This window comes from Thermodesulfovibrio sp. 3462-1 (assembly GCF_040451425.1).
Classification (GTDB): domain Bacteria; phylum Nitrospirota; class Thermodesulfovibrionia; order Thermodesulfovibrionales; family Thermodesulfovibrionaceae; genus Thermodesulfovibrio; species Thermodesulfovibrio obliviosus.
On the sequence record NZ_CP144374.1, the window covers coordinates 443,140 to 465,230 of the forward strand.

Genomic DNA, 22,091 nt, shown 5'->3' on the forward strand with positions numbered 1-22,091 from the left:
TTTTTCCTTCAATTATTTTCTAATATTAAGTCTTTCAATGAGCTTATCATATCTTTCTCTGTCAATCTTTTTGAGATAGTTTAGAAGCTTTCTTCTTTGTGCAACTAATTTAATGAGACCTCTTCTTGAATGATGGTCTTTTTTGTGAATTTTAAAGTGTTCAGTTAAATAATTAATTCTTTCAGTTATAATAGCAATTTGTACCTCAGGTGAACCTGTATCAGTTGGATGCATTTTAAAACTTTCAATAATCTCTTTTTTTCTTTCTGGAGAAATTCCCATACCTTTCACCACCTTTCCTAAAAGATTAACTTTAAAAATTAACATAAAATTAAAGATTTAGTAAAGTTTTAGGCTTCGGTACTGACTGAAATAAGCTTAAAATCACCTTCTAATTCCTTAAGAAGGTTTAATCTATTTTGATGACAGCTCAATATAATTACCTGATTTGATTTTGCAATGTCCTGGATTAAATATTTCATGCCCTTAACAAATCTTTCATCATCTGAGTGGGCGAAGGGCTCATCAAGTATTAAAGGAATTTTTATATTGTTACTTAAAGCCTGAGCAAGAATGACTCTCACAGTAAGGTATATCTGTTCCACCATTCCTCCGCTGAGTTTACTTTCAATTTCTTTCTCCGATAAAGCATATTCAATTTCTGGCACTTTTATATTAAAGGAAAGGTCTTTGTTAAAAGATATGTTTACTGTTTTGCCTGTTATTTTACTTAAAAGCTCAGAAGCTGATATATTTAATTTTTCAGCCCAGACTGCATGATGTTTCTTTGTAATATTTTCAATTACTTCAAAAGATTTTTGTAAGGCTTTCTTAAATCTTTCCAGAGTTTCTAATCGCTTTGCTAAAGTCTCTATCTTTTCATCTATCTCTTCAATTTCTTTTCTGTACTGAATAATTTTTTCATAATCCCTCTGAAGTTGATGAATTTTGTCTTTTAAATCCTCTTTAGCCCTGAGTAGTTCTTCTTTTTTCTGTTCATATTTTTCAATATCTTCATAATTTATTTCCCCATCAGTGAGAATTCTTGATTCATAAAAGTTTATTTCCTCATTGGAAAGAAGATTTTTCTTGAATTCTTCAATTTTTTTCGCATTTTCTATAAATTCTTTGATTTCTTTCCTGTGCATATTCATTTTCTTAAATACATTGAAGAATTCCTGTCTGTCATTTATAAAAAATTTAGAAATCAACTGGTCTATATTCTCAGAAAGTCTTTGAGTTTTCAGTTGCAATTCTTTTATTTCATTGTTTAATTTTTTGTTTTCACTGTAAAGTTTGAGTTGATAAAAAAGTAGAGGAATACATAGGGCAATTCCTGAGTAAAATATTTTATTTGTTAATCCTCCTATGATGCTTAATAAGGCTATTATGAGAACCAGAAAGTATATTTTTTTTGATAAATTTTTTATCTCACTATGCCTCTGCTGTTTTGATTTTAAACTCTGTAGCAATGCCTGCATTTCATTTTCGTAAAGAATTATAAATTGCTGCTCTTCAGATTTTAGATTTTCAAAATCTCTATAAAAATCAACGAATTTTTTAAATTCCTTTAATTCCTGATTTCTTTTTTCAAGTTTCTCAATCTCTTTCCTGTAAAAATTATCTCTATGAATTTTCCATTTAGCATAATTACTGTCAATCTCTATTAGTTTATTGTTTATTTTTTCTAATTCATGCATTTTTTCAGCATAATTTTCAATAAGTTCTGCCTGCAAGTCTGTCAAATTTTTAAAATATGACTTTTCTTTTTCGTATTTAGCAATTTCTTCTCTCCATATTTTTATTGCTGTATCCAGCTTGCCCTTTGTAGCAAAAGGAAAGAGTATGCCCGTATGAATGCTTTCATGAAGTGCCTCTTTTATTTTGGCTAAGGCTACTGATGCTGAAGTATCCTGAAAACCTGTATCAATAGCTCTCTCTAAAAAAGATGTAATTGAATAAAGCTCCTTTGTATTTATTCCTGCCTTTTGAGTTAAAAAAGAAGTATTGATAAAAATTTCCCGTGATAGATTAAAAATAATCTCTCCTGGTAATTTTCTTATAATTCTTCCTTTATTTTTGGTCTCAATTTTTACTGGATTTCCATTCTTAAATATTTTATATCCATCGTAATTTCTTATAATCTGATAGAAATCATTTTCCGATTCAATCTCTATCTTAATGGTGCCATTGTGTAAAAGATGAGAGCCTTTTAGAGGATATAGGGCTTCAAGCATAGAGTTTGCAAGAAGGGATTTGCCAGCTTCATTTTTGTCAAAAATAATACAGCAGGGATGTTCAAAAATAAATTCCCTTAGCCTGTATATTCCTACATTTTCTATGAATACTCTTTTTATTTTAATCATAAAATTTTGGTATTAATGTTTTCCCGGCAAAAGCATCAAGTCCGTATATTAAAGCATCTTCAATAATTTGTTTTTCCTCATCCTTTGCCAGTTCTCTCATTTTGAGCATTTCATTAATAAAGAGTCCAATCGTTGTTTCTGGTGAGATTTCCTTTAATCTCTCAAATCTCTCAATATCAAATTTTGTGAATTCAGAAATGTCAAATAAAATTTTATGTTCAGAAAAAAGTTCTTTTAAATAGCTAATATTTAAATCTCCCATGCCTTTGATTTTTAAAATAAAAAGGGTATCCTGAGGAGCATCACTCTCTGTGATTTCAGTAGATATTATATTTTTGACTTTTTCAATATTTTGAGAGGCTGAAATCTCAATTTTTTTGATGGAAAAATCACTTAACCCTACAAATTCTGTTTCAATTTTTGTTTTACCACTGTCTTTTACAATTTCAACAATCAGTCCACCCCTTTTACCATATTCATAGATTGAAGTTGGCACCATACTTCCTGAATAGGCTGCTTTTATTCCTGAGTCATCATAGATTTCCGAGTAATTATGATAATGTCCTAAAGCAATGTAATCAAAGCCTGATTTTAAAATATCACTGTCTTCAAAGGGATGCCAGATTTCTTTGCCTTCAGGATTAAAGTTAATTCTTGATGCGTGAATAACTGCTATATTAATTTTTGATGGATTAATATCTTCGATTTTATCAAAAGCTCGCATTTGTCTGCTAAGACAGGGTTTTCCATAAATATTTACATTTTTAAAGGAGAAATATGAAAATGTCGGTTTTTTAAATATTTTCACATTTTCTTGCCATCCTTTAAATCTGAGTATATTAAGAAGTTTTTCATCATATGGACAATTAGGTGCTAAAAAATCATGATTTCCAGGTGAAATAATAACAGGTTTTGGATAGATTAATTCAAAAACTTCGTTTAAAAACTCTATATCTTCCCTGTAAATTTTATCATTTTCAAAAAAATCTCCTGCCACTATCATGGCATCAAGCTGCTTTTCTTTAATGATTTTAAATGCTTTTAAAAGAGCTTGTTTACAATAGTTAAGTCTATCTATTCCCTTGATTTTTAAACCTAAATGAAGGTCAGAAATTTGTAAAAAATTAAATTTCATTCTTTTATTATAAAAAAATACTTGACATTATATGAAAAATTTGGTATTGTTTACATCAAATCCTTAATTTATCAATAAAAAGGAGGTAAGTAGTTATGACAAAGGCAGAATTAGTAAGCAAAATTGCAGGGAAGGCAGAGCTTACAAAGGCTGAGGCAGCGAAGGCACTGGATGCTACAATTGATGCGATTAAAGAAGCTCTCAAAAAAGGCGACAAGGTTACATTAGTAGGTTTTGGCAGCTTCTATGTTTCAAAGAGAAAGGCAAGAAAGGGAAGAAATCCAAGAACTGGACAGGAAATTAAGATTCCTGCAACAAAAGTTCCTAAATTTACAGCAGGAAAATCTTTGAAAGAAGCAGTAAAGTAATCTCTGAAAATTTATTTTAGGGGAGGAGAAAATCTTCCCCTAAATACTTTTTAAAAGTGAAGGATTGGTCTGAGTTTCTTTTAAAACATATCTTCAGAGAAAAAATTCCTCCGAAACAGCAATTAAAAAATTTAATTCTAAAAGCTTCTGAGCTTTTTACTTTTTCAGATTTTAAAAGACCTATAGATTACATGAAAAATCAGGATATTTTAAAAGGCTATCTTGCCTATTTTTTCCCTGTAAATTTGTCAAAAGTATATGGAATTCTTAAGGAGCTTTTCAGGCATCCTTCAATTTCTCATAAAAAAGATTTAAAAATAGTTGACATTGGTTGTGGTCCCTGTCCAGCAGTTCTGCCAGTTTTTAAGCTATTTGAGCAAGGAATAATTTCAGCAGGCTATATCAGATATGAAGGTGTTGAATTAGAAGATCAGGCTATGAATTTTGCAAAGGAAATGATTGAGAGATTTAAACCATATAATTTGTCAGTAAATTATGAATTTTTAAAAGCTGATGCATCTGATGTAAAAACTTATGTTGAATTGAAAGAATTAAAACCTGACATAATGATTTTTTCAAATTCTATGGGAGAACTATTCGATAAACAAGGAATAAGCCAGGAGGACTTTATAAAATTCATAAAGTATTTTATTTATCGTAATGAAAATTTTACTCTAATTATTATTGAACCAGCAACTAAAAGAAGTTCTATGAGGCTTCATAAACTCAGAGATAGCCTGATTGATGAGCTTAAACTTTATCCTTACAGCCCTTGTCTGAATAATCTTGCATGTTCTGCTCTTAAAGCAAACAACTGGTGTTATGAAGAAAGGAGATGGATTCCTCCAGAATATCTTTCGTTTTTAAGCGCAGTGGGACTGCAGGTAAATTATCTTAAATTTAGCTATGTAATTTTAAGAAAAGATGGGATAAACATAAAAGATACTTTTCCAGAACATGAGATGGTTATAAAAAACACTTCCCATCTTCTCAATGAAAAAGGAAAAAGCAGATTATGGGGATGCTGGGATGGAAGACTTGTTGATATTGAGAGATTAAAAAGAGACTATATAGAAGATGATTGCTGGCTGAAAATTAAAAAAGGCTGCTATTTTTCTTTTTCTGAGTTTATTGAAGTCTCAGAAAAAAAAGTCCGCATTCCTAAAAATTCTAAAATAGAAATTTTTTACTGTCCTGAAATTGTATCTTTTATTTCCTTGTAGGCAAGACGGGCAATCGCTCCTGCAGTATGAACTTTAAGTTCCTTTTTATTTTCACCTGAAGCTTCTTCTAATTCTTTAATCTTCTTTAATGCTATCTCAGGGTCTGAGCGAAGTATCATTCTTACTGTATTTTTTGTAATTCCTACTATGCTCGCTATTTCTTCCTCGCTTTTTAAAAATTTTTCTTTAAGCACAACTGCATAAGAAGCCCTTGCTAAAGCAGGAAGCCATGTAAGACTTCTGTATTCAGCAAGTTTTCTAATTCCACCAAGAAGCTCAATTGTTTTGAAAAAAACTTTTTGTGTAATCTCCTCAACATCAGAAGATTCATCTTTTTGAGGCTTGACTTCAATAACCATTTTTTACCTCCCAATAGGTTCAAGGATTTTTACAAGTCCTGTTTCTGTTATTTCAAGAAAATGCGTTTTTGTATCATGACCTGAAAGTCTACAACCATCAATTCTGAAAAGTCTTACAATATCACCGATTTCTTTTTTATAAAGTTTCATTTTGTATGCAGAATCAACCAGTTCTTTAGCTAAAACCATTGTTCCATCAACAATGTGTCCTACAGCATATCCTCCTGCAGCCTCTGCAGTAAGTTCTTCGTGTCCGCTTCTTTTTTGTGATACAAGGAGTGCTGTTTGATACCATTTTTTTAAAAAATTGAAAATTTGCCTTACCACAACTCTTGCAAGCATTTCTTTATTTTCAAAAAGCCCTGTAACAGAATCAATCACTGTAAATTTAACTTTATAGTTCTGAATTACATAGGCGAGAGTGGAAAGAAGTTCAGGAATATTTTCCCTTAAGCTTCCATAGGAAGCAGCATCAATCAAAATTATGTTGTCTTCAAATTTCTCAAAATTATATCCCATTGCCTGCGCTCTGAGCCTAAGCCCAGCAACAAGAAAGTTTGCAGGAGCCTCAACAGTTATAAAGGCTACTTTATATCCCTTTCTTGCCTGTTCTACAGCAAATTGTTCAACCATTAATGATTTTCCTGTGTCTGAAACTCCTGTAATATTAAAAACAGAGTAGGCTGGAATTCCTCCAAGAGGCTGATTAATAAGCTTACCATCTTTTAGTGTAACTATATAAAAAAGCTTGTCAAGCCCTTCAATTCCTGTTGAGACTCCTTCTATTTCTGGAGCTTTTTCAAGTGCCTGTTTAGCTGTAAATATAGCCTTCTTAACAGGCTCAGGATATTCTTTCTGTTCTTTTAATGTTTCTGTAATTTCAGTTTCCTTTTTCATTTTATGTCTTCAAATTTTTAATCAACTCTTCCACTGTAATGGCAGGCATTGTCATGAGTTGAACTGTGCCTCTTGAACCAAGTTCAACAGACATTTTCATCACTGTGATATTATCTGGAGCCTCAATAATGTTTACAAAATCATAGGGTCCAAGAACAGCATACTGCGCAATTAGCCTGACTCCCATTTTTTCAATCTCCTTGTTGACTTCAGTAATTCTTTCAGGCCTTTCCTTTAAAGTCTCTCTTCCTTCATCTGTAAGAGTGCTTAAAATAACATAGTAAGGCATAATACACCTCCATTATTTTTTTAAATTATACCAATTTTTTTAGTAAATTTTTTATAATTAAATTATGGATTACATGGTGATTTTCATAACAGCACCTAATGAAGAGGAAGCAGTAAAAATAGCAAAAACTCTTGTTGAAGAAAAACTTGCAGGTTGCGTAAATATCATAAAAAATATTCGTTCCATTTATTCCTGGCAGGACAAAATTGAGGATGAGCCAGAAGTTCTGATGATAGTTAAAACACGCTCTGAGTTGTTTGAAGAGCTTGAAAAAAGAGTAAAATCACTTCATTCCTATACAGTGCCCGAGATTATAGGATTAAAAATTAAAAAAGGCAGTGAAAGCTATTTAAACTGGCTTAGTGAGGTTACAAAATGAAAGAGGAAGCTTATACTTCTTTGATCTGTAAGAAATTTTGCAACTACTATAAACCTGGCAAAGAAACTGAATTATGCGGAGGATATTTTTATCTCAAGCAATATATTACCTCTCGTGAGTTAGATGGAATTATTGAGATATTTCATTTAAATAATGAGGCAGTACCAGTTCAGGGTTTATCCTTCCTCTGTGATAAATGCGATTTTAGAGAAGATGGATGTGATTTCTTTGTCAATAAAAGCCAGATACCCTGTGGAGGATATCTGATAATTAGCAGACTCCTTTATTATTTAAATTTCTGAAAAAGGAGGAAGTGTAGTTTTTCTTACTCTCACTGTATTTGCATGTGCTTGCAGTCCCTCAAGGCTTGCAAGCACCTCAACATATGAAGCAAGTTTATTAAATCCTTTTTTGCCAACCTTTATAAGAGAACTTCTTTTTAAAAAATCATAAACTCCTAAGGGAGAGAAAAATCTTGCAGTTCCAGATGTTGGAAGAGTATGATTTGGTCCTGCCACATAGTCTCCAATGGGCTCAGGAGTCCATTGCCCTAAGAATATCGTTCCAGCGTTTTTTAAAAGGGGTAACAGTTTTTCAGGATTTTCTGTCATAATCTCAAGATGTTCCGGTGCAATCTCATTGGCAACATCACATGCTTCATTCAAAGATTTAACAATTATAATGGCTCCGAAGTTTTTAAGAGATTTTTTAGCTATTGATGCCTTTGGTAAAGATTTAAGCTGTACTGATATTTCCTTTTTTACTGCCTCTGAAAGCTTTTCAGAATTTGTGACAAGAATGCTACATGCCATCTCATCGTGTTCAGCCTGACTGAGCATATCAGCAGCTACAAAGGCTGGGATTGCTGAGCTGTCAGCAATAATAAGAATTTCACTCGGTCCTGCAATCATGTCTATGTCCACTTCACCGAAAACAAGCTTTTTAGCTGTTGCCACATAAATATTTCCCGGTCCTACGATTTTATCAACCTTTTTTACTGTCTCAGTTCCATAAGCCATTGCTCCTATTGCCTGTGCTCCTCCAATTCTGTAGACTTCCTTTATTCCGAGAAGATGTAAAGCAGCACATACTGTTGAATTTAGTTCTCCATGAGGCGTGGGAACACATATTGCAATCTCCCTTACTCCTGCAACCTGAGCAGGAATAATATTCATGAGAACCGTTGACGGATATGAAGCTTTGCCTCCTGGAACATACGCTCCTAAACGCTCAATAGGTCTTATTAGCTGTCCAAGGGTAATATCTTCCTCTTCATACTGCCAGGAGTTTTCAAGTTGATGTTCATGAAACTTACGGATTCTTTCTGAAGCAAACCTGAGTGCATCAATGACTTCCTTTGAGACATTATCTGCCTTTTTTTTGATTTCATCAGGTTCAATTTTAAGAGGAAGGTTGTGTCTGTCAAACAACTTTGTATATTTAATTAGGGCTTTATCTCTTTTTTTCTTAACTTCATTGAGGATTTTTTTAACATTTTCTTCAATTTCAGGCTCAGATGTTGACCTTTTACGGAGTTTTTTTATAAACCTTTCAAGCTCTATTTTATCTTTGATCGTAAGCATAAACCCAATCCAACCTGCTTTTCAGTAACTGTATCTCTAACTATAGCCTCATAGATATCTTCTGCTGTTACTATACTTCCACCGGGTCTTCCATATAAATAAACTTCAGCCATGCCATTTACAGCAAGCCTTACATCTTCAACCATCTGTCCTGCATTGAATTCAACAACAATGAATTTTTCAATTTCCTGAGCAAGCTGTCTTATTGGCTCTTCAGGAAATGGAAAGAGTGTGATTGGTCTTAAAAGTCCTATTTTAATTCCTTCCCTTCTGAGCCTTTTTATTGCTGAAATTGAGATTCGTGCGGCAGAACCGAAGGCTACAATAACAACCTCTGCATCCTCAATAAAGTAGGTCTCATATCTGACTTCCTTTTCTTTCCACTGTTGATATTTTTCCTGTAGCTTCCAGTTGCGTTTTTCAAGCTCTCCTTCTCCCATAAAAAGAGTTCTTATGAAACGGGATGGTCTTCCTTTTGCTCCAGTTAAAGCCCAGGAGGATTTATCAAAAGTTTTTAATTCTGGAAATCTCTGAACAACGGGCTCCATCATCTGGGCAATTACTCCGTCTCCAAGAATCATTACTGGATTTCTCCATTCGTCTGCCTTTTCAAAGGCAAGTATTGTATAATCCCACATCTCCTGAACACTGAAGGGAGCATATACAAGCAAACGATAATCTCCATGTCCTCCCCCTTTTACTGCTTGAAAGTAGTCAGCCTGACTTCCTGATATATTTCCAAGCCCTGGTCCCCCTCGCATCATGTTTACAATAACTGCTGGCAACTCAGCACCTGCAAGATATGATATTGCTTCCTGCTTAAGACTTATTCCTGGAGAGCTTGATGAAGTCATTACTCTAACTCCACATGCACTGGCACCGTAAATCATGTTTATTGCAGCGATTTCACTTTCTGCCTGAATAAATACCCCTCCTGCCTCTGGCAGCTTTTTTGATAAGTATTCAGGGATTTCATTTTGAGGTGTTATAGGGTATCCTGCATAAAATTTTAATCCTGCCTGAATTGCAGCTTCTGCAACAGCTTCATTTCCTTTCATTAAGATTTTATTCATGAAAAGCCTCCTATATATTTTCAATAAATTCCTCAGATGGAATGCCACCCTCGGAATGAAGAAACAGTGCATCTTTCATGATTTACTGAATATAATTACTATATCATCTACAAAATTTACTGTCAATATTTTTTGAATTGTATGATATAATTTATAAACTTTCCTATCAGGAGGCTAAAATGAAGGCAATTATGAAGGCTTTTAATAGAGCTGTTGCCCTTGACAGCAGTATTCATAGAAATTTAAAAGTAAAAATGCCAGAAAACTACTCATTCATGAAGAATGTTGAGATTGTTCCTCTTACTTACTCTGAAATTTTATCTGCTACAATGTATTATCCAGTTATGTTCGGTCTTCAGGAAGGAGTTGTTTTCCCCTTTGCTGTTACAGGAATTAACGGTAAAAATATATTTTTAAAAGAAAACGGAGAATGGAAGGTTGACACTGTTCCAAATGTTTGCAAGCACTATCCTTTTGGAGTTTTCAAAGAAGTAGATGAATATACAATTATTTTTGATGAAATTTATGCATCTGAAGATGGACAAAGATTGTTTGACGATGAAGGAAATGAAACTGAATTTTTTTTCACAATAAAACAGGGACTTACAGAACTTGCAAGAGATTTTCATGATGCAGAGGAGTGTTCAAAAGAGTTATTTGAAGGAGGATACTTAAAACCTTTAAATCTTGAAGTTGATACAAAACTCGGTAAAATGCAGTTTCACAATACACTAATGGCAAACATTGAATATCTTTCCAAGCTCCAGCCTGAAAAGCTTTATACTGTCAATTCAAAGGGTTATCTTTTAATTCTTCATGCTCATTATCTGAGTCTTAGAAATTTCAAGCTTTTTGATATATTTGCAGAGTTCTGAGATTAAAAATTCTGTTTCCAGACATTTTCTTTCTTTACATACATCTGGAAAACAGGGTTTACAGCTTTCATAACGAATTACTGTAAGATTTGCACCGATAGGATGCCAGACTTCAGGATCTGTTGGACCAAAAATAACAATTGAAGGAACTCCAAGATAGCTGCTTAAGTGGCTTACTCCACTGTCAAGCCCAATATAAAAATCTGCTTTTAGAAGAATTTTTGCTATTTCAACAGGATGCTCTGCATAAACTGAGTTTTTAAAGTTTTTTACCAGCTCAGATTCAGCTGGTCCAAGTAAATAAAGAGTCTCAAATCCGTAGTCTTTTAAAATTTTTTCCAGCTTATAGAAAAAAATTAAATCAGGATTTTTCTTTTTTGAACCACTTCCAGGATGAATGATGCAAAAATTATCATGTTTTATTTCTGAAAAAGGCAGTGTAAGAACCTTTGAAAAAGTTTCATTCTGAAATCCAAGTTTTTTTAAGTAATAATCAACAATCCAGAGCTGCTCTCCTGGAATTGGATTGATATAAATTGAGTTATTGCTATGTAAAATATCCCTGTTTTGTGAAAAAATTATATTTAAATCAAACTTCTCTTTTGGCTCATAAAATATTGTTTTTTTGCAAAAGCCTGCTTCTTTAGCGAGATTAAAATATTCCGTATTTCCCCACACAGTCACTTCATATCCCTTTTTTACCAGAATTTCAAGAAGTGGATAAACAAGGATACTGTCTCCTAAGCCTGCCATGCGATAAACAAGAGCTTTCATGATATAATTTTAAATCATGTATAAAATTAGAACAAATCGTGGAGAAATTTTTGAAGCTAATAAAGAAACACTTCTTCAGATTTTACAAAAACATGGAATATATGTTCCTACATCTTGCGGAGGCAGGGGAAATTGTGGAAGATGTAAGATTAGAATCTTAGAAGGTAAGGTAAAATCAGACTCATTTTTCGGAATATCAGAATATGAAAAAGCAGAAGGTTTTGTTCTTGCTTGCCAGAGTTTTCCAAAAAGCGATCTTCAAATTGAATTGCCTGCTCAGTTAATTACAGTCTCTGAAAGAATAGCTCTTGCAAAAGCAGAACTTATTGAAAATATTTTTAAAACTCAGCCATCTCTTTTAAGTCCCCTTGTTGAGAAACTTCATTTAAAAATAGACCCCCGGGAGGCTCTGGCGGATTTTGAAAATTTAAAAATCGCAGCTTGTAGAACTTTATCAATATCACGAAAACTTGCAGCAGAGCTTTCAGATTTTTTAAGACAAAATCAGTGGAATATAACTTTAGTATTATCAGAGGATGAAATTATTGATTTTCTTTCAAAAAGACTCTATGCAGTAGCCATTGATATAGGAACCACAACTGTGGCAATGGCGCTGATTGATCTGGAAAAAGGCAGGATTCTTGATGTGGCAACCTGTTACAACTCTCAGATTAATTACGGAGATGATGTAATTACAAGAATTGTCTTTGCAGAGGAAAATCCTCATGGACTTAATGTTTTAAGAAAATGCATTGTTGATGATATCAATGCTCTTGTCAATACAGTTTTACTAAGGCATGAAGATGGCAAAATTTACTGTGTTATTCTATCTGGCAACACTACAATGTGTCATCTTTTCTGGGGAATTAATCCAAAGTATATAAGACAGGAGCCTTACACTCCTGCTTTAAACTATTACCCTGTGTGGAGAGCTTCTGATGCCCGGCTTTTGCTGGAGGCACAAATACCTGTTTACACTTTTCCCTCTGTTGCCGGTTATGTAGGAGGAGACATTGTTTCGGGAGTTCTGGCATCCGGGCTTTACAACAATGAAGAGCTCTCATTATTCATTGACATAGGAACAAATGGTGAAATTGTTATTGGAAACAGAGAGTTTCTTGTTACTGCATCAACCTCTGCAGGACCATGCTTTGAAGGAAGTGGAATAAGCTGTGGAATGCGAGCAACTCAGGGAGCTGTGGAGTCTTTTAAATATCATAGAGAAAGTGACAGTTTTGAAATTAAAGTTATAGGCAATGTAAAACCACAAGGAATATGCGGAAGTGGAATGATAGATATTGTCTCCGAACTTTTCAGTAATGGAGTCATTGATCAGAAAGGCAAGCTTCTTCCTGATAGATCCAGACACATTGTCTTCAGTCAACTCTCACGCGATGATTCAAGATTCATTATTTCATCTGACTGTTACATAACTCAATCAGACATTGACAATATTATCAGGGCAAAGGCTGCTATCTATGCAGGGGTCTCAACACTTCTTGAAGAAATGGGGATAAGTGAAAAAGAATTAAAAAAAGTTTACATAGCAGGAGGATTTGGTGAGTTTTTAGATGTGAAAAAGGCTATTAAAATAGGGATGTTACCGAATTTTCCAGAAGAAAGGTTTATTTTTTTAGGTAACACATCCTTAACAGGTGCTGTTTTATGTCTCTTAAGCAAAGAGTTATGGAAAGCAGCAAATGAAGTTGCTCAAAAAATGACATACATTGATCTTTCCCGTTCTAAAAAATTCATGGATGAATATATTTCTGCGCTCTTCCTGCCACATACAGATTGGGAAAGATTTAAATAATTAAGTTAAAATAAGCATAAATCAACTTTGGAGGATAGGATGAGAGTTTTCAATACATTGACCAACAGGCTGGAGGAATTTGAACCTTTGAATGACAAAAAAGTGGGCATTTATGCCTGTGGAGTTACTGTTTATGACCTCTGTCACATTGGTCATGCAAGAAGTGCTGTTGTTTTTGATGTGATTGTGAAATATCTTAGATACAAAGGCTATGAAGTTAAATTTGTGCGAAATTTTACAGACATTGACGACAAAATTATAAATAGAGCCAATAAAGAAGGTGTATCATGGAAGGAGATTGCTGAAAAGTATACAGAAGAATATTACAAAGACATGGATCATCTTGGAATAGCAAGAGCTGATGTAGAGCCAAAGGCAACAGAACATATAAAAGAGATGATAGAGATAATTCAAAAGTTAATTGAAAAAGGATATGCCTATACAGTAGATGAAGGTGATGCAAAGAGTGTTTATTTTTCCGTAGAAAAGTTTCCTCAATATGGAAAGCTTTCAAAGAAAAAGATTGATGAGCTTATGAGCGGTGCCAGAGTTGAGGTGGATGAAAGAAAAAAGAGTCCTCTTGATTTTGCCTTATGGAAGGCATCAAAGCCTGGAGAACCCTGGTGGGATTCACCCTGGGGTAAAGGAAGACCTGGATGGCACATTGAGTGCTCTGCCATGTCAATAAAGTATCTTGGTGAAACCCTTGATATTCACGGTGGCGGTGCGGATTTAATATTTCCCCACCATGAAAATGAAATCGCTCAATCAGAGGCATATACAGGAAAAACATTCGCAAAATACTGGATTCACAACGGATTTGTAACGATAAATAAAGAAAAGATGTCAAAATCTCTCGGAAATGTTTTAAATATCAGGGATTTGCTTGAAATCTATGATGCTGAGGCTTTGAGGCTTTTTCTTCTTTCAAGTCATTATCGCAGTCCCATAGAGTTTACCCATGAGTATGTAAAAGAGGCTGAAGCAACCCTTGATAGAGTTTATAGCACAATAATGAGAATTGATGATTTTGAAAAAATTGAGCCAAATGTCAGAAACAGCTCAAATTTTGAAAAAATTAAGTCAGACTTTGAAAATCTTAAACCAGATTTTGAAAGAGCAATGGATGAAGACTTCAATACTGCAAGGGCGCTGGCAGTAATATTTGAATTCATTAAAGAGCTGAATCGGTTCATGGATAAAAGACCTTCCGGTAAAGAAGAAATAAACCTGCTTTTTAATTCAAAAAAAATCATCAGAGAACTCGGCAGTGTCTTAAATTTATTTCAGAGGGAGCCAATTCAGTGGCACAGGGATTTGCTTAAAATTAAGAAAATTGAGATTACAGAAGAGGAAATTAATATGCTCATAGAAGAAAGATTTCAGGCAAGAAAAAACAAAGATTGGCAGAGGGCTGATAGCATCAGGCAACAACTTCTTTCAAAGGGAATTATTCTCGAAGACAAACCAGATAGAACAGTATGGAAAGTAAAAATTTAATGTATATTTATGGTGTAAATCCTGTTGTTGAGGCTTTTAAAGTTCCACAGGCTTTAAAAGAGGTATTCATAGCAAAAAAAAGGATTCTAAAACTTAAAGAAATCATTGAACTTGCTGAGAAAAATTCAATTCCTGTGAAAATTGTTGATGAAGCATTTATTGAAAAGATTTCACAGGGAGTTCATCAGGGAGTAGTTGCAAAGATAAAACCAAAGGAAACAATAACGCTTGATGATGCTTTAAATATTGCATCACATAAAAATGAACCTGCCTTTTTCTTGATTCTTGATTTAATTGAAGATCCCCAGAATTTTGGAAGCATATGCAGAGTTGCTGATGCAGCAGGAGTTCATGCAATAATTTATCAGGAAAGACGCTCTGCAGGATTGGTTCCTTCTGCATGGAAAGCCTCAGCTGGAGCTCTTTGGCATGTCAATCTTGTGCAGGTCAACAACATCAAATATGCAATAAGGGCTTTAAAAGAGCATAACATTAAAATCTACGGAGCTGAGGCAAAGGCAGAAAAGCTTTATTGGAAGAGCGATTTTACTCAACCAATGGCTTTAGTGGTTGGTTCTGAAGGAAAAGGAATAAGGCAGACAGTGCTTTCTTTATGTGATGAAGTGGTAAAAATCCCGATGAAAGGTAAAGTAAACTCATTGAATGTATCAGTTGCTACGAGCCTGCTTGCTTTTGAAGTATTAAGACAGAGAAGTAAAATAATTGATTGAATCAAAAATAAAATAAGGAGGAAGCTGTGGATGAAATTATTAAAGCAATTATTCTTGGAGTGATTCAGGGAATTACAGAGTTTTTGCCAATTAGCAGTACCGCCCATCTTGTAATTACGCCATGGATTTTTGGATGGAGTGGTGAATTGAACTCTTTAAGCTTTGATATTGCTGTTCATTTGGGTACTTTAATTTCACTTATTTACTGCTTTTGGAAAGACTGGATTGAAATTCTCTTTAAAGATACAAGAATGCTCGGGTTTTTGATAATTGGAACCATCCCTGCTGGTATAGCTGGTGTGGCTTTTCATGATTTGATAGAAACTTCCTTAAGAAATCCCTTAGTAATTGTTTTTACTCTTGTAGCTGTTGGCTTTTTAATGCTTTATGCAGAAAAAATAGGGAAAAGACAGCGAAGCTTTGTAACACTTTTTGATGCAATAGTTATTGGTTTAGCTCAGGCAATAGCTTTAATTCCTGGAGTATCGCGCTCAGGAATCACAATTACTGCAGGATTATTAAGAGACCTGACAAGAGATTATGCTGCTAAATTTTCTTTTTTGTTGTCAACTCCTGCGATTGCAGGTGCTGCATTCCTTGATTTTCATAAATCATTAAAATTAAATTATTCCCATGATTATTCACTTTTTATTGTGGGAATTATCTCAGCAGCCATAACAGGGATTATTGCAATTAAATTTCTTCTCAGCTTCCTCAGAAAATACCCTCTGAATCTTTTTATATACTATCGATGGATTTTAGCAGGAGTGATTTTTTTGTTATATTTTCTTAGAAGCTAATGCAGAAAAAGATATATAAAAAATCTAAAAAATTTATTCCCGTTCGAGAAATTGAAAGAGGTGCAAATTCTCACACTTTATCTGCTTCTGATATAGTTAAATCAGTTTTACTCGTAGCCTTAGCAGTTTATGTTTCTGTATGTCTTTTTAGCTATAGTTTTCTGGATCTCTCTTTTCTAACTTATACAAAATCAAAGCCTGTAAACTGTGGAGGAGTAGTGGGTTCTTATTTGGCTGATTTTTTATTAAGCATATTTGGAGTTGGAGGATTTTTAATCCCCCTTTTGCTTCTTTTTTTAGGGATAAAAAGATTTAATGGCAAACCTATTGCTTTTAGAAAAATGCCATATATTTTAACTCTTTTATTTTCTTTGTCTGTTATGCTTGAACCTTTAAGAAAAATTATTGAAACTTATAAAAAGCTTCCCACTGGAGTTTCATGGATAGCTTTTCATGGGAGTGAAGCTTTTTTATCGCTCGCTGGAACTTATATTTTATGGAGTTCTGTATTTATTGCATCAGTTATTTTGCTTAAACCTGAAATAATAAGAAGAAAGAAAATGGAAGCTTCTGAAAAATCTACTTCTGAGAAAGAAATATCTGAAAAAGAAATAAAGGTGGTTAAGGTATCAAAATCTGAAGAACCAATAAAGGATGTTAAAATTTCAAAAACAAAACAAATTGAAAAAGAACAAAGAGTTGAAACAGAAAAAAAAGGTTTTCTTATTCCACCACTTTCTTTACTCAAGGTTGAAAAAACAGATGAGAGTATTTCAAAGGATGAAATAATAGCATCTGCCCGTAGCATTGAGGCAAGATTTGCAGAATTCGGCATTCATGGCAGCATAAAAGAAGTTCATCCAGGTCCTGTTGTGACAATGTATGAGTTTGAGCCAGCAAGTGGAATAAAGCTGAGCAGAATAATTACCCTTAGTGACGAGCTTGCTCTTTCTCTGAAAGCTCAGAGCATAAGAATATACCCAATTCCTGGAAGGTCAGCAATAGGCATTGAAGTTCCAAATAAAAAGCGGCATATTGTAAGACTTGGTGAAATTATCGCCTCTGAAAAGTTTCAGAACTCATTATCCTATCTTACTCTTGCACTTGGGAAAGATATATATGGGAATCCTGTTATAACAGATCTTGCAAAGATGCCTCATCTTTTGGTTGCGGGTGCGACAGGTTCTGGTAAAAGTGTTTGTCTCAATACAATGATACTCAGTCTTCTTTATAAGGCAACTCCTCATGATGTGAGGCTTTTGCTCATTGATCCAAAACTTCTGGAACTTTCAGTTTATGAAAATATTCCCCATTTAATGTCACCTGTAATTACAGACCCAAAAGAAGCATCAGAGGCATTAAAGAAAGTTATTGTTGAAATGGAGCGTAGATACAAACTTTTTGCATCAAGAGGCTTCAGAAACATAGAAAGTTTTAATCAATCAGTGCAAGAAGATGAAAAAGTTCCATATCTTGTTGTATTTATTGATGAATTTGCAGACCTTATGTTTACAGCACCAACAGAGGTTGAACAGGCTGTAACCCGCATTGCTCAAATGGCAAGAGCATCAGGAATACATCTTGTTGTTGCAACCCAGAGACCAAGTGTTGATGTAATAACAGGCATAATAAAAGCAAACTTTCCTGCAAGAATTGCCTTTCAGGTTACATCCAGGGTAGATTCCAGAACAATACTTGATACACAAGGGGCAGAGAAGCTTCTTGGAAGGGGTGACATGCTTTTTATGGTTTCAGGTGTGAAGATAATCAGGGTTCATGGTGCTTATGTAAGTGAGGAAGAAGTAAAAGCAGTTACTGAATATCTTCGCAGTCAAGGTAACCCGGATTACTCCCTTTTTGAATCAATTCAGATTCCTCAAGATAAAAAGGAAAATGGCAAGACAGAGGAAACAAACAGGGATGAACTTTATCAAGAAGTTATTGAATATGCTCGCCAGGCTGGAGAGATTTCAATTTCTCTTATTCAGCGAAAATTCAAAATAGGCTATAACCGTGCAGCAAGAATAATGGATTTACTTGAAGAAGACGGACTTGTAGGTCCGCCTCAGGGTGCTGGTAAACCGAGAAAATTTTTGGGATAAAATTTAACTTGCATTTTCTGAAGAAGTTGTGCTATTATAAAAATTGTCTGGTGGCTATACCGGAGGGGAAACACCCGTTCCCATTCCGAACACGGAAGTTAAGCCCTCCAGGGCCGATGATACTATGATCGCGAGGTCATGGGAAAGTAGGTCGCTGCCAGGCATTTTTTATTTATACAAAACCTTTCTGTAAAAATCTACCTTTATAAATTCCTATTAAAACAGCATAGAAAAATTTTACTTTACTTTTTATGATGTAGCATGTTATAAAAGATTAGCTTTGCATTTTGCAAGCTTTTAGCACCTGCCATTGGTGGGAGAATTAAAAGGAGGTTTTAAGAAGTATGGCTTTTGAAGGACGTGTTAAGTGGTTTAACGAGTCAAAGGGATTCGGGTTTATTCAGCAGGACGGCGGACAGGATGTCTTTGTCCATTACACCTCAATTAAGGGTGATGGATTTAAGACTCTGAAACAGGGTGACAGAGTGAGATTTGATGTTGTTGAAGGAGATCGTGGACCTAAAGCAGTTAATGTAGAAAAAATCTGACAACCCGAGGGACCTCATACGAGGTCCCTTCTATAAACTTTCCTATGCCTCTTCCAGAATGGGTTAAAAGCCAGCTTAAAGAAATTAAAAAAACGCAGAATTTTTTAAAAAATCGCAGATTAAACACTGTATGTGAAACTTTAAGATGTCCCAACAGAAGTATTTGTTATAAAGAGTCAATTGTTACTTTTATGATTCTTGGCAATGTATGCACAAGAGGATGTAAATTCTGTAATGCAGAGAAAGGAATTCCTGAAAAAATTGATTCTGAAGAGCCTTTAAGAATTGCCAGAGCAGTTAAAGAGCTTTCCCTGAAATACGTTGTCATAACTTCCCCAACAAGAGATGACCTAAAAGATGGTGGAGCATCTCATTTTGCAAAAACTGTGAAAGAAATTAAAGAAATAAATCCAGATACTTTGGTAGAAGTTCTTGTTCCAGATTTTCAGGCAGACATAAAATCCATCAAAAAGGTTTTGGATTCTGATATTTCAGTTTTTGCCCATAATATTGAAACAGTGCAATCCCTTTATGGATATGTAAGAGTTGGTTGTTATAGCCGTTCATTAAAAGTTCTTGAATCTGCAAAAAATTTTAATTCAGAATTAATTACAAAATCAGGATTCATGATTGGATTTGGCGAAAGTATGAGTGAAATATTTCAGACAATAAAAGATTTAAAAAATGCAGGTTGCGACATTATTACAGTGGGACAGTATCTTCAGCCTTCAAAAAAAGCTCTGCCTGTAGTAGAATATAAAAAAGTAGAAGTATTTGATGAAATTGCTGATTTTGCTTTAAAAGAAGGCATTAAAGTTGTTTTAAGCAACCCTTTAATAAGAAGCTCTACAAGAGCTTATGAAGCCTATAAAGCAGTAAAGGTGGGAGAATATGGAAAACTTTGAATTTTTTAATCCAACAAGAATAGTTTTTGGCAGAGGCACAGAGAATAAAATTGGTGAGATTCTTAAAAAAGACGGAGTTAAAAAGGTATTATTTGTTTATGGTAAAGAGTCAATAAAGAAAATAGGACTTTATGAGAGAGTCCTCAAGGCATTAAAAGACAATGATATTGAATTTATTGAACACAGCGGAGTAAAGCCAAATCCTGTGCTCAGTCATACAAAACAAGGAATTGAAAAAGCCAAAGCAGAAAAAGTAAATGCCATACTTGCAGTGGGAGGTGGTTCTGTTATTGATGAAGGAAAGACAATTGCAGTAGGAGCTAAAAGTGAAAAAGATGTATGGAGGTTTTTTAAAAGGCAGGATGAGATAAAATCTGCTTTGCCTGTTTATACAATTTTAACTCTGGCTGCAACAGGAAGTGAGATGAATGAAAATGCTGTAATCACAAATGAAGAAACTCAGGAGAAACTGTCAATCTCCTCAAAATATATATTCCCTAAGGTTTCTATACTTAATCCTGAATTAACCTTCAGTGTTTCTGCACAATATCAGGCATATGCAGCAGTAGATGCTATTGCCCATACAGTAGAGTACTATTTCAGTGGTTCTTACTGCCCGATGATTCAAAATAGATTTATTGAAGGATTAATTAAAACAGTTATGGATACTACAGAGAGCATTCTTAAAGAGCCTGACAACTACAATGCCCGTGCAGAGTTTATGTGGGCTGCAACTCTGGCTTTGAATGGACTTGCAAAATTGGGGATAAGAGGAGGAAGTTTTCCCAATCACATGATTGCTCATGCATTAGGTGCTCTTTATGATCTTCCACACGGTGCCTGTCTTAGCATCATTATTCCAGCATGGATGAAGTGGTATAAGGATAAAAATCCTGCACAGTTTAAAAGATTTGCAAAAGAAATATTTAATAAAGAAACAGCTGATGACGGAATTTCAGAGCTTAAGGCATGGTTTAAAAAAATTGGTGCACCTGTCAGTTTGAAAGCTGCTGGAGTCAAGGATTTTGAGATCTCAAAAATTGTTGATAATGCTTACAACATCGCTCATGTATGGCAGATAGGTTACACAAAAGAGACATTGACAGAAATAATAAAAAATGCAAATGATTAAATAAAAAATGGAGGGATAAAAATGTTTGATTTTCCAAGAATTAAAAGACTGCCTCCTTATGTATTTGCAGTGGTAAATCAATTGAAAACTGAATTGAGAAGAAAAGGTGAGGACATCATAGATCTTGGAATGGGAAATCCTGATCTACCAACTCCAAAACATGTAGTGGAAAAGCTATGTGAAGCAGCAAAGAATCCAAAAAATCACAGATATTCAGCAAGCAGAGGAATCACTCAATTGAGATGTGCTATTTCAGAGTGGTATAAAAGGAGATTTAATGTTGATATCGACCCTGAAACAGAGGCAGTTGTTACAATTGGTTCAAAAGAGGGTTTGAGCCATTTACTTTTAGCAGCAGTGCAACCCGGTGATGTGGTGCTTTCTCCATCTCCAGCTTATCCAATTCATCCCTATGGAGCAATAATTGCCGGTGGAGATGTGAGAACCTTTAGTGTATGCCCTTGTATGGATTTCTTTGAGGAACTTGAACGAGCTTATAAAAATTCATGGCCCAGACCCAAGATTTTGATAATTAATTTTCCTCATAATCCAACAACAGCAGTGGTAGAGGATCTTGACTTTTTTAGAAAAGTGGTTGACTTTGCTAAAGAAAACAACATTATGGTCATACACGATTTTGCCTATGCTGATCTGGTTTTTGATGATTATAAAGCTCCAAGTTTTCTTCAGGTTCCAGGGGCAAAGGATGTGGGAGTTGAATTTTTCTCTATGACAAAAAGTTATTCAATGGCTGGATGGAGAGTAGGCTTTTGTGTTGGCAATAAAGAGATTGTTGGAGCACTCACGAAAATAAAAAGCTATCTTGACTATGGAATGTTTCAGCCAATTCAGATTGCTTCAATTGTAGCATTAAGAGGACCGCAGGATTGTGTTGAAGAAATAAGAAAAACTTATGAACGCAGAAGAAATGTTCTCATAAAAGGATTAAATCAGGCAGGCTGGAAAGTTGAACCACCAAAGGCAACAATGTTTGTGTGGGCAGAGATTCCAGAACCTTTCAAAAAAATGGGTTCTCTGGAGTTTGCCAAATTTTTAATAAATGAAGCAAAGGTTGCTGTATCTCCAGGCATAGGTTTTGGTGAAGGAGGAGAAGGTTTTGTCAGATTTGCTCTTGTTGAGAATGAACACAGAATAAGGCAAGCTTGTAAAGGTATTAAAAGGGCATTAAATTTGATTCCTCAGGTAAAGAAAATTAGAAAAGTAGGATAAGGAGGGGTA

Annotated in this window: 23 protein-coding genes and 1 rRNA gene; 15 read left to right on the top strand and 9 right to left on the bottom strand. The window is 34.5% G+C overall.

Annotated elements, in window-relative coordinates; translation table 11 throughout:
- Positions 1–12 precede the first annotated feature (12 nt).
- The 3 genes from rpsO to V4D31_RS02220 all read right to left on the bottom strand — a co-directional run bounded on the left by rpsO (position 13) and on the right by V4D31_RS02220 (position 3,501).
- On the bottom strand, positions 13–282 hold the full coding sequence (gene rpsO, locus V4D31_RS02210) for a 30S ribosomal protein S15 (RefSeq protein WP_353687073.1): 270 nt from the start codon (positions 280–282) through the stop codon (positions 13–15).
- A gap of 68 nt (positions 283–350) precedes the next feature.
- Entirely contained in the window at positions 351–2,366 is a 2,016-nt protein-coding gene (locus V4D31_RS02215) for a hypothetical protein (protein WP_353686619.1), read from the bottom strand.
- Positions 2,359–3,501 (bottom strand): metallophosphoesterase, encoded by a 1,143-nt coding sequence (locus V4D31_RS02220; RefSeq protein ID WP_353686620.1) that lies wholly within the window; start codon positions 3,499–3,501, stop codon positions 2,359–2,361. Before V4D31_RS02220 ends, V4D31_RS02215 begins: the two co-directional genes overlap by 8 nt.
- A 95-nt stretch (positions 3,502–3,596) precedes the next feature.
- Between V4D31_RS02220 and V4D31_RS02225 the strand changes: the two genes are divergently transcribed.
- Positions 3,597–3,869 (top strand): HU family DNA-binding protein, encoded by a 273-nt coding sequence (locus tag V4D31_RS02225; protein WP_353686621.1) that lies wholly within the window; start codon positions 3,597–3,599, stop codon positions 3,867–3,869.
- 56 nt (positions 3,870–3,925) lie between these two features.
- Positions 3,926–5,092 (top strand): small ribosomal subunit Rsm22 family protein, encoded by a 1,167-nt coding sequence (locus V4D31_RS02230; RefSeq protein WP_353686622.1) that lies wholly within the window; start codon positions 3,926–3,928, stop codon positions 5,090–5,092.
- Here the strand turns inward: V4D31_RS02230 and V4D31_RS02235 are convergent.
- Genes V4D31_RS02235 through V4D31_RS02245 form a run of 3 tightly spaced genes read right to left on the bottom strand, consistent with a single transcriptional unit; the run spans position 5,056 to position 6,637 of the window.
- Positions 5,056–5,451, bottom strand: coding sequence for a hypothetical protein (locus V4D31_RS02235; RefSeq protein ID WP_353686623.1), 396 nt, complete (start codon positions 5,449–5,451; stop codon positions 5,056–5,058). The genes V4D31_RS02230 and V4D31_RS02235 overlap by 37 nt on opposite strands.
- 3 nt (positions 5,452–5,454) lie before the next feature.
- Positions 5,455–6,348 carry a KaiC domain-containing protein gene (locus V4D31_RS02240; protein ID WP_353686624.1) on the bottom strand — a complete coding sequence of 298 codons (894 nt, stop codon included), beginning with the start codon at positions 6,346–6,348 and terminating at the stop codon, positions 5,455–5,457.
- A gap of 1 nt (position 6,349) precedes the next feature.
- The gene (locus tag V4D31_RS02245) at positions 6,350–6,637 is read right to left on the bottom strand and encodes a GYD domain-containing protein (protein ID WP_353686625.1); all 288 of its coding nucleotides are present in this window, start codon (positions 6,635–6,637) and stop codon (positions 6,350–6,352) included.
- A 64-nt stretch (positions 6,638–6,701) separates the two neighbouring features.
- Between V4D31_RS02245 and cutA the strand changes: the two genes are divergently transcribed.
- Both cutA and V4D31_RS02255 read left to right on the top strand, forming a co-directional pair.
- Entirely contained in the window at positions 6,702–7,016 is a 315-nt protein-coding gene (cutA, locus tag V4D31_RS02250) for a divalent-cation tolerance protein CutA (protein ID WP_353686626.1), read from the top strand.
- Positions 7,013–7,318, top strand: coding sequence for a hypothetical protein (locus V4D31_RS02255; protein ID WP_353686627.1), 306 nt, complete (start codon positions 7,013–7,015; stop codon positions 7,316–7,318). The genes cutA and V4D31_RS02255 overlap by 4 nt, the downstream gene beginning before the upstream one ends.
- Here V4D31_RS02255 and hisD read toward each other — a convergent pair.
- Complete coding sequence (gene hisD, locus V4D31_RS02260) at positions 7,307–8,599, bottom strand: histidinol dehydrogenase (RefSeq protein WP_353686628.1); 1,293 nt, start codon at positions 8,597–8,599, stop codon at positions 7,307–7,309. The genes V4D31_RS02255 and hisD overlap by 12 nt on opposite strands.
- Positions 8,575–9,672 (bottom strand): 3-methyl-2-oxobutanoate dehydrogenase subunit VorB, encoded by a 1,098-nt coding sequence (locus tag V4D31_RS02265; RefSeq protein ID WP_353686629.1) that lies wholly within the window; start codon positions 9,670–9,672, stop codon positions 8,575–8,577. The genes hisD and V4D31_RS02265 overlap by 25 nt, the downstream gene beginning before the upstream one ends.
- A gap of 179 nt (positions 9,673–9,851) precedes the next feature.
- Here V4D31_RS02265 and V4D31_RS02270 point away from each other — a divergent pair, with 179 nt between their 5' ends.
- The gene (locus tag V4D31_RS02270) at positions 9,852–10,547 is read left to right on the top strand and encodes a SapC family protein (protein WP_353686630.1); all 696 of its coding nucleotides are present in this window, start codon (positions 9,852–9,854) and stop codon (positions 10,545–10,547) included.
- Here V4D31_RS02270 and V4D31_RS02275 read toward each other — a convergent pair.
- The gene (locus V4D31_RS02275; protein WP_353686631.1) at positions 10,479–11,321 is read right to left on the bottom strand and encodes a glycosyltransferase family 9 protein; all 843 of its coding nucleotides are present in this window, start codon (positions 11,319–11,321) and stop codon (positions 10,479–10,481) included. The genes V4D31_RS02270 and V4D31_RS02275 overlap by 69 nt on opposite strands.
- A 16-nt stretch (positions 11,322–11,337) precedes the next feature.
- Between V4D31_RS02275 and V4D31_RS02280 the strand changes: the two genes are divergently transcribed.
- The 10 genes from V4D31_RS02280 (at position 11,338) to alaC (ending at position 22,082) form a co-directional block, all read left to right on the top strand.
- Positions 11,338–13,134 carry an ASKHA domain-containing protein gene (locus V4D31_RS02280; protein WP_353686632.1) on the top strand — a complete coding sequence of 599 codons (1,797 nt, stop codon included), beginning with the start codon at positions 11,338–11,340 and terminating at the stop codon, positions 13,132–13,134.
- A gap of 39 nt (positions 13,135–13,173) precedes the next feature.
- Positions 13,174–14,634, top strand: a complete 1,461-nt coding sequence (gene cysS, locus V4D31_RS02285) for a cysteine--tRNA ligase (protein ID WP_353686633.1) — start codon at positions 13,174–13,176, stop codon at positions 14,632–14,634.
- Positions 14,634–15,365, top strand: a complete 732-nt coding sequence (gene rlmB, locus V4D31_RS02290) for a 23S rRNA (guanosine(2251)-2'-O)-methyltransferase RlmB (RefSeq protein WP_353686634.1) — start codon at positions 14,634–14,636, stop codon at positions 15,363–15,365. Before cysS ends, rlmB begins: the two co-directional genes overlap by 1 nt.
- A 26-nt stretch (positions 15,366–15,391) precedes the next feature.
- Positions 15,392–16,165 carry an undecaprenyl-diphosphate phosphatase gene (locus V4D31_RS02295; protein ID WP_353686635.1) on the top strand — a complete coding sequence of 258 codons (774 nt, stop codon included), beginning with the start codon at positions 15,392–15,394 and terminating at the stop codon, positions 16,163–16,165.
- A complete protein-coding gene (locus V4D31_RS02300) occupies positions 16,165–18,267 on the top strand; it encodes a DNA translocase FtsK 4TM domain-containing protein (RefSeq protein WP_353686636.1) in 2,103 nt (700 codons plus the stop codon). The genes V4D31_RS02295 and V4D31_RS02300 overlap by 1 nt, the downstream gene beginning before the upstream one ends.
- A 46-nt stretch (positions 18,268–18,313) precedes the next feature.
- A 5S ribosomal RNA gene (gene rrf, locus V4D31_RS02305) occupies positions 18,314–18,430 on the top strand.
- Positions 18,431–18,611: 181 nt separating this feature from the next.
- Positions 18,612–18,815 carry a cold-shock protein gene (locus V4D31_RS02310; protein ID WP_353683323.1) on the top strand — a complete coding sequence of 68 codons (204 nt, stop codon included), beginning with the start codon at positions 18,612–18,614 and terminating at the stop codon, positions 18,813–18,815.
- Positions 18,816–18,859: 44 nt separating this feature from the next.
- Positions 18,860–19,720: a lipoyl synthase gene (lipA, locus tag V4D31_RS02315; RefSeq protein WP_353686637.1), complete on the top strand. Its 861-nt coding sequence runs from the start codon at positions 18,860–18,862 to the stop codon at positions 19,718–19,720.
- A complete protein-coding gene (locus tag V4D31_RS02320; RefSeq protein WP_353686638.1) occupies positions 19,707–20,852 on the top strand; it encodes an iron-containing alcohol dehydrogenase in 1,146 nt (381 codons plus the stop codon). The genes lipA and V4D31_RS02320 overlap by 14 nt, the downstream gene beginning before the upstream one ends.
- 21 nt (positions 20,853–20,873) lie before the next feature.
- Entirely contained in the window at positions 20,874–22,082 is a 1,209-nt protein-coding gene (alaC, locus tag V4D31_RS02325; RefSeq protein ID WP_353686639.1) for an alanine transaminase, read from the top strand.
- Positions 22,083–22,091 lie beyond the last annotated feature (9 nt).